The 12702-nt window shown below is 55.7% G+C and carries 8 protein-coding genes; 5 read left to right on the top strand and 3 right to left on the bottom strand.

Annotation, left to right across the window (positions count from 1 at the left end):
• Positions 1-10 precede the first annotated feature (10 nt).
• Positions 11-697: a hypothetical protein gene (locus tag ABCR88_RS21340; RefSeq protein ID WP_350403496.1), complete on the bottom strand. Its 687-nt coding sequence runs from the start codon at positions 695-697 to the stop codon at positions 11-13.
• Entirely contained in the window at positions 697-1656 is a 960-nt protein-coding gene (locus tag ABCR88_RS21345) for a hypothetical protein (RefSeq protein WP_350403499.1), read from the bottom strand. The genes ABCR88_RS21340 and ABCR88_RS21345 overlap by 1 nt, the downstream gene beginning before the upstream one ends.
• A 529-nt stretch (positions 1657-2185) precedes the next feature.
• Here ABCR88_RS21345 and ABCR88_RS21350 point away from each other — a divergent pair.
• From ABCR88_RS21350 to ABCR88_RS21370, 5 genes are all read left to right on the top strand, one after another.
• Positions 2186-2467: a fructose-bisphosphate aldolase gene (locus ABCR88_RS21350; protein ID WP_350403501.1), complete on the top strand. Its 282-nt coding sequence runs from the start codon at positions 2186-2188 to the stop codon at positions 2465-2467.
• 351 nt (positions 2468-2818) lie between these two features.
• On the top strand, positions 2819-4303 hold the full coding sequence (locus tag ABCR88_RS21355; protein ID WP_338807458.1) for a class I SAM-dependent DNA methyltransferase: 1485 nt from the start codon (positions 2819-2821) through the stop codon (positions 4301-4303).
• Positions 4300-5487 carry a restriction endonuclease subunit S gene (locus ABCR88_RS21360; protein WP_338807457.1) on the top strand — a complete coding sequence of 396 codons (1188 nt, stop codon included), beginning with the start codon at positions 4300-4302 and terminating at the stop codon, positions 5485-5487. The genes ABCR88_RS21355 and ABCR88_RS21360 overlap by 4 nt, the downstream gene beginning before the upstream one ends.
• 129 nt (positions 5488-5616) lie before the next feature.
• Positions 5617-7506 carry a 3'-5' exonuclease gene (locus tag ABCR88_RS21365; RefSeq protein ID WP_350403503.1) on the top strand — a complete coding sequence of 630 codons (1890 nt, stop codon included), beginning with the start codon at positions 5617-5619 and terminating at the stop codon, positions 7504-7506.
• Between the two features lies 1 nt (position 7507).
• Positions 7508-10984, top strand: coding sequence for a DEAD/DEAH box helicase family protein (locus ABCR88_RS21370; protein WP_350403506.1), 3477 nt, complete (start codon positions 7508-7510; stop codon positions 10982-10984).
• 231 nt (positions 10985-11215) lie between these two features.
• Here ABCR88_RS21370 and ABCR88_RS21375 read toward each other — a convergent pair whose 3' ends face one another.
• Entirely contained in the window at positions 11216-12259 is a 1044-nt protein-coding gene (locus tag ABCR88_RS21375; protein ID WP_350403507.1) for a restriction endonuclease, read from the bottom strand.
• Between the last annotated feature and the right edge of the window lie 443 nt (positions 12260-12702).

Here is a 12702-nt window from a genome sequence, read left to right on the forward strand (position 1 = left end):
ATCCCCTGCCTCAGGGCAACGGCTCAAAGCGCCCACTGCCCGCATTCCACGCAAACCCCGGCAACTTGCAGTCCTGAAAGCCAATCCGCAGCTGCTCCCCCTCAGCCTGCACCTGCAAGGTATCCACCCCCAGGTTGCGACACCCCGGCGCCGCAACAGCGAGGCTCTGCAACAACTTGCCACTGGCCTTGTCCATCACCTCCACCGTCGTGATCCGCTGATCATTGCCCGGCATCGGCACCTGGAAATACCAGCGTTTGGTGGAAGCACTCTGCAACAGCGTGGTGACCGGCTGCGGCCACGAACGATCCGAATCCACCAGGCCCACCAGCTTCAGCGCAATGGGCAAGGTCTTGCCCGTGCGATAACTGGTCCAGGTGCCGCGCACCTGCTCCTGCTGGCGAGAGTTCAGCAAGTCATTGAACTGCAGACGTGCCACCGGCAAGCCCTGCTCGTCCAGCTCATCCATGGCCAGCGTCTTGTTGCTGTAGCTGAAGGTCGGCTTGAGGCGGATCGGCGTGCGATAGCGCTGATAGGCATAGGTGCCCTGGTAGACCGCATTCTGGCTGCCCAGGGTCAAGACAATCGCCTGCTTGCCCAAGGTCCCCTCATACACCCCATGGGACGCCTGCGCCGGCAACAGCCACAGCGCCAACACCAGCACCACCAGCCCCCGAGCAAGATCAAACCCGCGCATCAGAAACGCTCCTCGCCCGACGACAGATATTCCAGACGCTCAGGGCTGATCACCCGGTAATAATCCCAACGCCGAGTGCGCTGGTCGTAATTGATGAAGTCCTGCTTGCTGAATTCCATCTGGCCAATGGGGGAAAAGCGCAGATCACCGTCCGCCGCGAACTGCTCCATCTGCGGATGGCGCAGGTATTCCCGGCCTTCGCGGTTGAACAGGTAATACTGAGTGGGCGAACACCACTGCCGGCCATCCGCCTCCGTCAGGCGATAGCTCTGGGCCCGGAAATCCATGCGTGCCCCTTCCTGGAAATGGCCAAAGGTCAGGGTCTTGATGCCCACCGGCGACAGGCACCACTGCCCACGAATCTCCTGCACCTGCCTCCCGGTGTTACGACTGATCACCCGGATACTGTCCACCTGCCCGACCTCCTCCCCGGCCTTGCGCGCGGCATGCACACTGAAATAGAAATCCCGATCGAACACCGGCTGCAACAACTCCCCCTCAAACGCCTCCCGCTGACTGCCGCCAAAACGCGTCACCCGCTGCAACTGCAACGGCTGCTGCGTGCCCGTGCGCAAATCCACCAGACTGCCCTGCAACGCATCCGCCCCCTCGGCGAACGGCTGCAACGACACCGCCGTCGCCGGCAGGGTCGGGTTGTCCATGATGTTAATCAACAGCGCGGAGCCGGGATGGAAAGGGGTGGATTCCAACGCCATGGGCAGGCGCTCGGATTCGGAAAACCAGTAGCCGGACATACCGCCGCCGTATTGGGAATCGTAGGTGAGCGCCAGTTCAACCGGGGTGTCGCCGAGGGCGCCGCGGTAGGTGGTGGTGGGGTTGGCTTGGGCGGTTGGGGTGATTAGCCCGAGGCCGAGCAGGAGGGCTGGGGCAAGGAGGTGTGGCAGGTGACGCTGTTGGCCAGCCCTTGTTTGTGGACTGCTGCCAATGGGCTGGGTCATGCCTGCGTTCCTTGCGGTGGGGAAAAGGGGGGCAGGATAGCAAAATCGATTGAAGCTCAGATGGTTTTACCGAGGCCTGGCCAGAATCTGAAATGGTCCAACAGGCTGTTGGACAATTGCCGTGGGGCCACAATCTGCTGCTGATCACCAAGCTGAAAGGCCCATACAGCCAGTGTCAGGCACAGCGGATATGAACTCCCTGGAGAGTTCAGCCGGTCCTTACTCGCAATAGAGACCGCTCCTACAGAAGCGCCATTGTCCGGGATCTGCCCTGTCCCTATAGTTTTCTCGTTCGCTGAATTTTGTCAGCGACAGGGTTTCGCAGCCCAACAGAAAGATTCAAGCAACACAGTCACTGCCAACTCAGGCAAACTTCGCCTGCGTTTCGTTTATGGCAGCTGTGCGTGGGAGACCTTCGGGTCTGCCGGGTTTGTTTCTTTCCTCGGTCTGCGAACCCGCGTACAGCTGCCACCTAGTTGATTCGCAGCAACAGGTGGCGATTTTTCATTTTCTTGGAAGAAACGACACCATGAATACTCAAGATTTATCCGAACGATTTATTCCCATGACCCCAATCGCCAGCGATGGGCCGGTGCTGTTTGTCGACAGCCAGGCGCCGTTGATGGATTTGCATGCGTGTGCGAGTGAGCGCTTGGTGACTGCGCTCGACTTTCTGAATCTGATGGCCTGCATTACGTTGCGTGATGCGAGTGATAAGGACATGGGCACGGTGACCAATACCGCCAGGTTATTGCTGCAGGATGTGCGGGATGTGTTGGGGGTGATGGAGACAAGGGCGTTTAGCGAATGATTTAAACGCTAAGGAAGCCGGCCATAAGCCGGCTTTTTAATGCCTGAAAGCCAAGCACAATACGGGCCGCACATAAAACGCCATCTTTGCCCCACACCCAAACGCTGGGCTAGCCGCTGCTCAATATCGAATGAACATCTGCTTTCAATGAAGCGCGGGCCAGTGATGCCGTTCAAACACGCTAAGCATTCACCGGTCCGCGCCTGTGGCAGCAATGGTCTACACGGCTGTACCTGACAGCCTCACTCTCGAATCGTTACACTGCGCGCACTTTGTCAGGCCGGAGTTTTCCGGTTCGGCCATTGCCCACAATGTTGCTTGGGCAGTAAACCCTAATTCAGGTAATCCATAGTGATCACAGGCGCCATTAAATCCCAAGTTGACCAGATCTGGAATGCGTTCTGGAGCGGCGGTATTTCCAACCCCATGGAAGTCATCGAACAGATGACCTATCTGCTGTTTATCAAACGCCTCGACGAGTTGCAGACGGTTAAAGAGCGTAAGGCCGCACGTATCGGGCAGCCTATTGATAATCCGATTTTCAGCCCCAACCAGGCGCATTTGCGCTGGACGGCGTTCAAGGCACTGGGTGATCCGGCCAGTTTGTACACGCTGATTGCCGACGAAGTATTCCCTTTTATCAAGTCGCTGGGTGGAGAGGATGGCGAGTCCACCTACGCCGCGCATATGAAGGATGCGCGCTTTACCATCCCCAATCCGGCGTTGCTGGCCAAGGTGGTGGACATGCTCGACGCCATCCCCATGGAAGACCGCGACACCAAGGGCGACCTCTACGAATACATGCTCGGAAAAATCGCCAGTGCTGGGCAGAACGGTCAGTTCCGTACACCCCGGCACATCATCAAATTGATAGTCGAGATGATGGCGCCCAAACCGTCGGACACCATTTGTGACCCGGCCTGCGGCACCGCAGGTTTTCTGGTGGCGGCTGCCGAGTATCTCAATACTCACCACAGCCACGAGTTGTACCAGGACGCGGCCAGCACCAAGCGCTTTAACCACGACACTTTTCACGGCTTCGACTTCGACAGCACGATGCTGCGCGTCGGCTCGATGAACATGCTGCTGCACGGCGTGGAAAACCCGGCGATTGAAAACCGTGACTCGCTCAGCGAAGGCCATGCTGGCGTCGAAGGCCAATTCAGCTTGATTCTGGCCAACCCGCCGTTTGCCGGCAGCCTGGACTACGAGGCCTGCGCCAAGGATTTGCAGCAAATCGTTAAAACCAAAAAGACCGAGCTGTTGTTTCTCGCCCTGTTCCTGCGCCTTATGAAGGCCGGCGGCCGCGCGGCGGTGATCGTGCCGGACGGCGTACTGTTCGGCTCCAGCAAGGCGCACAAAACGCTGCGCAAGATGTTGGTGGAAGAACACAAGCTGGACGGCATCGTCTCCATGCCGTCGGGTGTGTTCCGCCCCTATGCCGGAGTGTCCACCGCCATTCTGCTATTCACCAAAACCAACTCCGGCGGCACCAACCACGTCTGGTTCTACAACATGCAGGCTGACGGCTTCTCGCTGGACGACAAGCGCAACGAGCTCGATGCGAGCAAGCACGAGTGCAACAACCTGCCCGACGTCCTCGACCGCTGGCACAAGCGAAACACCAGCGCCGGCCTCGACCGCTCCGCGCAAAGCTTTCTGGTGCCCAAGGCCGAGATCGTCGGCAACGACTATGACCTGTCGATCAACCGCTACAAGGAAGTGGTGTACGAGGAAGTGCAGCACGAAGCGCCACAGAAAATTCTGGCTGAATTAAAGACGCTGGAGGCGGAGATTATGCGAGGGATGGATGAGTTGGAGGGGATGTTGTCGTGACCTCAGCCAATTTCACTCGACTGGGCGATTTCGCCAAAGAGGTAAGCAGAAGGGCTGCTTCAGAGGCGAACCTTCCCGTTTACTCAGTAACTAAGCATCAAGGATTTGTTCCAAGCCTTGAATACTTCAGAAAGCAGGTGTTCAGTCGAGACACTAAAGGGTACAAGATGGTTGCTGCGGGTGAACTGGCCTATGCAACTATACATTTGGATGAGGGCTCTATTGGGGTTTGCCCTGAAGCCTCACTAATAAGTCCGATGTATACGGTATTTAGTGTCGACGAAACTAAAGCAAACGCTAACTACCTTGAGCGCTTTTTGAAGTCACCACAGGCTCTTTCAGCTTACCCAGCATTTGCGAAAGGATCTGTACACCGGCGGGCTGCAATTTCATTTGGTAGGCTTGCCGAGCTACCTGTTCCGCTCCCTGCACTCCCCGAACAACGCCGTATCGTGGCGATTCTGGACAAGGCCGACGCGCTGCGCGCCAAACGCCGCGAAGCCATCACCAAGCTCGATCAACTGCTGCAATCGGTATTTCTTGAGATGTTTGGCGACCCAGTGACGAATCCGAAGGGCTGGCGCATGGCCACTTGTGAAGACCTTTGTCGGACTCGAGATGATATTAAGTGTGGTCCATTTGGAACGCAGTTAGCTCAGGCAGAGTATCAAGCGAGCGAAGGTGTTCCTTTGTGGGGCATAAAACATGTGAATGTCAACTTTCAGGTGGCGACTCATGAGTATCTATCAGAGGAAAAAGCCTCAAAACTCTCTCAATACAGTATTGAGTCTGGTGATTTGGTCATGACGCGAAAAGGAACGGTAGGGAAATGTGCCATATATCCAGATGATGCACCTCCAGGAGTTATGCATTCTGATCTTTTACGTTTTCGAGTTGATAGAAAAATTTGCAATCCAATATTTCTGCGTGATCAATTCCGGATTAGCCCTTTGGTTAAAAGCCAGCTGGAGGTAATGAGTTCGGGGGCTATCATGCCAGGGATAAATGTATCGAAACTCAAAAAATTATCTGTTTTCGTTCCTGATATTGAGTTTCAGGAAACTTATGCGAAAGTGGTAACCAGAAGTATCAATGATCTTTCCACGTCTTGGGCAAAATCTATTGAGGCGACTGATCGTTTATTTTTCTCTCTGCAGCATCGAGCGTTTTCAGGGAAGTTATAAACTAGCCAGTAGGGTGGATCACGCTTCACCGGGGGGGCGTCACGGCGGATGAAAAAGGCGTCATCCACCCTACTAACTAGAATCCGCCACTAACCAGTGCTCCGGCACGCCAAGGAACAGGCAATCCAAATGGCTCAATTCTTCCCCTCCCGCACCACCTGCCGCTTCGACACCCCTGGCGAGCGCCGCCTCGCCGAGCGCCTGGAGAGGAAGCTCGAAGACGACTACCTGTGCTGGTTCAATATCCCGGTCGGGCCGAAAGCCCTGCAGCCCGACTTTGTCCTGCTGCATCCGTTGCGCGGGTTACTGGTACTGGAGGTCAAGGACTGGAAGCTCGATACCATTCAGAGCATGGATCGCAACCAAGCGAAAATTTATGCCGACGGGCTACTCAAAACGCTGAAGAACCCCATGCTGCAGGCACGGGCATATGCCATGGAAGTGGTGATGATGTTGCAGAGGGACCCAGCGCTGAAACAGCCCGCCGGTTCTCCATATGCTGGCAATCTGATCATGCCCTTCGGCTGGGGTGTGGTAATGACCGCGATTACCCGCAAGCAATTTGAGGGGACTAACCTGGCCGAGGTGCTGAACCCGCAACAGGTACTGTTTCAAGACGAAGTAACCGAGACAGTTGATCCCGAAGTCTTCCAACAAAGACTCTGGAATATGTTCCAGCATATTTTCCCTTGCCAGTTGAGCCTGCCCCAGATCGACCGCGTACGCTATCACCTGTACCCCGAGGTGCGGGTGAACGCGGTGCCTGGACAGTTCGGTTTGTTCGCAGAACAGCACGCTCCCCTCCCAACGTTAATCAAAGTCATGGACTTGCAGCAGGAGCAACTGGCGCGCTCGCTGGGTGAGGGCCATCGGGTGATTCACGGCGCTGCTGGTTCCGGCAAGACCATGATCCTCGGCTATCGCTGCGCGCACCTGGCGCAGGTGTCGAGTAAGCCGGTATTAGTGCTCTGTTACAACAAATCCCTGGCTGGCCGCTTGCAACAAGTACTGGCCGAGCGCGGCCTGAGCGATAAGGTCAAGGTGCGTAATTTTCATGCCTGGTGCTCGGACATGCTCACCGCTTTTAACGTCGATCGTCCGGCACAGAATTTGTCGATCAACGTGAAGATGGCGCAGATGGTTGAGAACACCATCGACGGTGTCGACCGCGGGCAAATTCCACGCGCTCAATACGCGGCGGTGCTGATCGACGAGGGCCATGACTTCCAGCCGGAATGGTTCAAGCTGGTGGTGCAGATGATCGACCCCGAGAGCAATTCGCTGCTGGTACTGTATGACGATGCACAGTCTATCTACCGCGGTAAGAGCGGGAAAAGTGGCATGGATTTCAGCTTCGCCAGCGTCGGTATTCAGGCACAGGGGCGCACTACCATCTTGCGATTGAACTACCGCAATACCGTTGAGGTGTTGTCGGTGGCACGAGCGTTTGCCATCGAGCTGCTGACCGCCCGCGATGCCGCTGAGGATGGCGTGCCAATTGTCGCGCCACAAAGCGCTGGCCGTCGGGGCGCGTTCCCCGAGCTGCTACGTTGTGAATCCGATTGGCAGGAATACAACTGCATCGTCGAACGCATCCGCGACGAGCAAGGTCGGGGCCGCGCGCTGGATGACATGGCAGTGATCTATCGCAGTACCGCCCAGGCCCAACGCATTGAACGGGCCTTGAGTGAGGCCGGTATCGCCTTTGCCTCGGGCCAATCGGCCAAGGGCCGTAGCGCGTTGTATGGCAGCGAAGATGCAGTCAAGATTGTCAGCATGCACTCTAGCAAGGGCCTTGAATTCGGCCTGGTGCTGATTCCCAGTCTGGGAGACATGCCGAAAAAGGGCGAAGACGAGGCCGACGAGGCACGCCTACTGTATGTGGCCATGACCCGTGCGATCGATCGGTTGGTAATGACCTACCGTGAACCATCCAGCTTTACCCGCAAAATTCAGGAATCAATCGGCAGCGTGCGCCAGCACCTTGACGAGATGGACTCACAGAAGGCAGCCGGTTGATATGAGCAACTTTGGATTTCTCATCCCCGAGTTTAAAGCACTGTTTGAGCCGGCCAAAGGCGCGGAGCAACTGGTGTATTCCGACCCGCGTGCCTGTTGCATGCGTACCCGCCATGCACTGGAGCAGGCGGTGCATTGGCTGTACGAGCATGACCGCGACCTGCGCATGCCTTACGACAACGGCCTTAATCTGCTGCTGACTCAGGTGGAGTTCGTTCGCCTGCTGCCCCCGCAAATTCATCAAAAGACGCGTTTGATTCAGAAGTTTGGCAATCAGGCGGTGCATTCCAATCAAGCGATTGGCTACAGCGATGCGATGAGGCTGGTACGCGAGCTGTTTCACGTGTTGTTCTGGCTGGCACGCACTTATACCCGCGCCAGCGACCCAAAAAGTATCGATGCTGCGTTTGACGAAAAACGTGTGCCTCAGCTCGTTAGCATGAATGAGGCCGTCGCCTTTACTCGTGCGGAACTGAAAAAGCAGGAAGCCAAATTCCAGGAGCAGATTGCAGCCCAACACGGCACCCTTGAAGCCCGCGAGGCGGCGATTGCCGAGCAAGCCGCAAGCCTAAGTGAGCGCGAGTCGCTGTTGGCGCGACTGGATGCCGAACTGGTCGCCACACGTGCGGCGCTGGCCCAGGCCAAGGCGACCAATATCGCTGTGCCAGATAACCATGATTACGATGAGGCCGACACCCGTCGTCTGTTTATCGATGTGTTGCTGCGTGAGGCCGGTTGGGAGTTGGGCAAAAACGCTGACGCCGAAGTGCCAGTGAGCGGCATGCCCAACGGGCAAGGCGAAGGTTTTGTCGATTACGTGCTGTGGGGTGCCAACGGCAAACCGTTGGCTGTGGTGGAGGCCAAGCGCAGCCTGAAAGACCCGGACGTGGGGCAGCAGCAAGCCAAGTTGTACGCCGATTGCCTGGAAGCCGAGAAGGGCCAGCGGCCGCTGATTTTCTACAGCAACGGTAACCACACCTGGCTGTGGGACGACCGCCGTGCGCCGCCACGCGAAGTACAGGGTTTTTATACCCGCGATGAGCTGGAGTTGGCGATTCAGCGGCGCAGCCTGCAAACCGACTTGCGCGAACTGCCGATCAATAGCGAGATTGTTGAGCGGGCGTATCAACACCGGGCGATTCGAGCGATGACCGAATCACTGAGTCAGGGCCGCCGTGCCGGCTTGCTAACCATGGCCACCGGCACTGGCAAGACGCGGATGTCGATTGCCTTGATCGAATTGTTGATGCGAAGCAACTGGGTTAAGCGCGTGCTGTTTCTCGCTGACCGGGTAGCCCTGGTAAAACAAGCCGCAAATGCCTTTAAGGAGTTCCTACCGGACTCCAGTCCGGTCAATCTGGTTACCGACAAGAACGGCCAGGGCCGGGTGTATTTGTGCACCTATCCGACCATGATGGGCTTGATCGAACAGATGGAGGGTGACCGTCGCAAATACGGCGTTGGCCACTTTGACCTGATTGTGATCGACGAGGCACACCGCAGTGTGTACCAGAAGTACGGCGCAATTTTCCGTTATTTCGACAGTTATCTAGTGGGCCTGACTGCCACTCCGCGTGATGAAGTCGATCGCGATACCTATCACCTGTTCGGCCTGGAAACCGGCGTACCGACCGATGCCTACGGTCTGAATGAGGCGGTGGATGACGGTTATCTAGTGCCACCCAAGGCATATTCGGTGCCGATCAAGTTTGTCCGCGAAGGCATCCGTTACAACCAGCTCAGCGATGATGAGAAAGCGCACTGGGAGTCGCTGGATTGGGGCGATTACAGTGCCGAAGGTGATGCACCTACCGAGGTGCTAGCGTCTGAGGTCAACAAGCAGCTATTCAACGAGCCAACCGTTGACCTGATGCTAAAACACTTGATGCAAAATGGCCTGACCGTGGAGGGTGGAGACAAGCTCGGCAAGACCATTATTTTTGCAGTGAACCAAAAGCACGCCGAATTTATCGCCCGGCGCTTCAATCATCATTACCCGCACTTTAATGGGGAGTTTGCGCGAGTTATCACCCATGCGGTGAGTTATGCGCAAACCTTGATTGATGACTTCAGCAGCAAGCTCAACAAGCTGCCGCAGATTGCCATCTCAGTGGATATGCTCGACACCGGAATTGATGTGCCCCAGGTTTTGAATTTGGTGTTCTTCAAGGCCGTCCGCTCAAAGGTTAAGTTTTTGCAGATGATTGGTCGCGGCACGCGACTGTGCCCGGATCTGTTTGCGCCGGGCGTGCACAAGCGCGAGTTCGCCATTTTCGATTTCTGCGCAAACTTCGAATACTTCAACGAAAACCCCAAGGGCGCACTGGGAGGTATGGCCGAGCCGTTGGGTAAGCGTTTGTTCAAAGCGCGGCTGGATTTGCTGTCGTTGTTAGCCCCGAAGGCCGTTCCCACGCCTGGTGATCTGACGGAAATCAGAGGCCAGTACGATGCCTTTGTCGAGCTGCGCACTGAGTTAACCAATGAGTTGCACGGCGAAGTCGCGACGATGAATAAAGACAACTTCATCGTCCGTACCGAGCTAGAGCACGTGACCCACTTTGCCGAGCGTGAAGTTTGGAATGCGCTGGATGATGCAGCGTTGAGTGATCTGCGCAGTCATGTCGCCGGCTTGCCAAGTGAGCGCGCTCCTGAGCACATCACCGCTAAGTTGTTCGATCTGCTGTGCCTGAATTTGCAGTTGGCATTACTTCGCTCGACCAGCGACTTCGTGACGTATCGTGACAAGGTGGTCGAGTTGGCCAGCCAGTTAGAAGTGATGGAGAGTATTCCGGCAGTGCATGCTGAAGTTGCGTTGCTTCAGGATGTGCAAACCGAAGAGTACTGGCAGGACATCCGCTTGCCGATGCTTGAGCAAATGCGGCGCAAGATGCGTGAGCTGATAAAGTTCATCGAACGCCGTCCGAGCAACCCCGTTTATAGCGTGCTGAGCGACGAGATTGGTGAAGCGACTGTAGTCAACCTTAAGGATTTCAATACCGGCATCAACCTGGAACAGTACAAGAAAAAGGTTGAAGCCTATATCCGTAGCAATGAGAACCATGTGGCCATCGCCAAGCTCAAGTTTAACCGGCCGCTAACGCCGAGCGATCTGAGCGAGCTGGAGCATTTTGTCTACGAGTCGGAACCGGTTCAGAGTCGCGAGCAGTTCGAGCAGTGCTACGGCACTGACCAACCGCTGACACTGCTGATCCGAGCATTGGTAGGCTTGGATCGCAATGCCGCAAAAGAGGCTTTCGGTCAATTCCTCGACGAGAACCGCTACAGCAGTCAGCAGATTCGGTTTGTTGAAATGATCATCGAGCGTCTAACCCGGCAGGGCGTGATGGACGCTGGTCAACTATATGAGCCGCCTTTTACCGCGCTGCACCACGAGGGATTAGACGGTGCGTTTGGCGATGCGGATGCCAATGCGATCATTTCCGTGATCGTTGCAATCAAACGCAGTGCAGCAGCTTAAAAGCTCAGAGCCATTCGTGGGCATGGAAGAGGAACGCACACTTCCATGCCAGGAGATACCTACCACCGTCGACATAATTCTTGTTGGCCGGACCTCATATCCACCCCCACTTTCCATCCAGTACCTGCCATCTGGCTAGAGCCTACCGAACAGACTAAGAAACTACGGGCCATATTTATCAAATGGATAAATCATTTAAAACCTATTCACACGCCCGCTTTCTCTAGCCCATCAAATTTCTTCCGACAGCGCCGCCGTCCAAACCCGCTTCAACGGCAACTCTGATTTGATCCCCTCATCCAGCCGGTCGTAATACATAAACAGCTGTTCCAGCAGATCGTCCTGGTTCCATAAGCGCAGGCGGAAGAAACTCGACGCCAGCTCTTTTTGTACATTCGAGCGATAACCACCCCACGCCACGAATAGCCCCTGACCAGCATTGAACTTACTCATCGCACCTAGCAGTTTGTCGACAGTTGGTCGATCAACCAAACCCGTGCCCGACTTCACTTCAACGCAGATGGCTTGCCCGCCAAAGCCCATCACGCCGTTACTGGCCAAAATATCAACGCCGCCATCGGCGCCTTCGGGGCTTTGCCAGACACTGAAGCCTTGTGCACGCAGTATCGCCGCCACCAGGGTGGTCAGCCGGTGCCCTTTAAAACGTCGCTCAATCAGTCGAACGATATGGTCTTTACCTGTACGTTCTAGATCCGTTTCGGCTTCTTCAACAGCCACCTCATCCGATGCAGTAGCGGTATCACACACCAACTGCTGCAACGTCTCGGGCTGCCAATTGTGGCTGGCCATGGAACGAATGCGTTCTTCTGCGTTATTACGCTGAATGCGGCAAATGGTCATAAACGCGCCGAAGCTGTAGAGCAGGTCTTGGGAGAAATTGGAACGAGGGATTGCTTCGCCAATCCACTCAACCGCTCGCCAATGAAAGAATGGATCAGGGCCAGCGCTGGAGAACTGATAGCCCTCGACAAGTTTGCCGATATAAACCACCGGCTGGGTTTTGAGCGGCAGTATGACCAAATCTCCAGCTTGCATACGTTGAGCGAAGGGCCAAATCTGGCTGCTCCAATTCTGCAGCGTTTTCGGCTTCGACTCTGGGTATCGTACCGACAACTCTGCCTGGACTTGTTCGCGACTCTTGAGGGTGCTCAAGTCGACATTCAGCCCATCCCACGTCACATAGACGCGGCGCTCGCTGATGAACTTGTCCTCAAACTCGCCTGCAGATCCTGCCCGGACCAGCCATACGGCCATTGGTGTTTCTCCCTGTTTGTTGTTCAGAGCCACTATCGAGCTGGTTCTTGCTAGCGCAACTAACCGATACGTATGTGCTCTTTGAGTCATCTAACTCGGCGGATGACCTTTGGTGCGTAGAGCTGATACCTGACGATTGGATCAAGTGCAAGGGTTGGATGGCGTTTTGTTGTCGCTCAATAGCGATTCCTCAGCTTGACTCAACTCGACTGGCGCAAGATCAGCACTCTATTTACAACTCCGCGTAAGGCTAGTCCCTTTCTATTGAGCGACTTTTCCTAGAGAATCCAACCCGCTTGCGCCTGATACTTCGGCTGGCTAGGCTCGGTTCATCACTGCATATCAGTGATCGGGTTTAGCAGCTCGATTCATCACATTGGGCGCATCGACGTCACCTGTTGGCAGAGTTTTTCTTCTGCTTTTTATGGTAGCTGTGCGCAGGG

It is taken from the genome of Pseudomonas sp. W17 (assembly GCF_040268305.1).
Classification (GTDB): Bacteria; Pseudomonadota; Gammaproteobacteria; order Pseudomonadales; family Pseudomonadaceae; genus Aquipseudomonas; species Aquipseudomonas protegens.

Excerpts from the sequence above, each read along its gene's own strand:
- ABCR88_RS21365 (WP_350403503.1), top strand. The coding sequence starts at position 5,617 with ATGGCTCAATTCTTCCCCTCCCGCACCACCTGCCGCTTCGACACCCCT.
- ABCR88_RS21350 (WP_350403501.1), top strand. The coding sequence starts at position 2,186 with ATGAATACTCAAGATTTATCCGAACGATTTATTCCCATGACCCCAATC.
- ABCR88_RS21345 (WP_350403499.1), bottom strand. The coding sequence starts at position 1,656 with ATGACCCAGCCCATTGGCAGCAGTCCACAAACAAGGGCTGGCCAACAG.
- ABCR88_RS21375 (WP_350403507.1), bottom strand. The coding sequence starts at position 12,259 with ATGGCCGTATGGCTGGTCCGGGCAGGATCTGCAGGCGAGTTTGAGGAC.
- ABCR88_RS21340 (WP_350403496.1), bottom strand. The coding sequence starts at position 697 with ATGCGCGGGTTTGATCTTGCTCGGGGGCTGGTGGTGCTGGTGTTGGCG.
- ABCR88_RS21370 (WP_350403506.1), top strand. The coding sequence starts at position 7,508 with ATGAGCAACTTTGGATTTCTCATCCCCGAGTTTAAAGCACTGTTTGAG.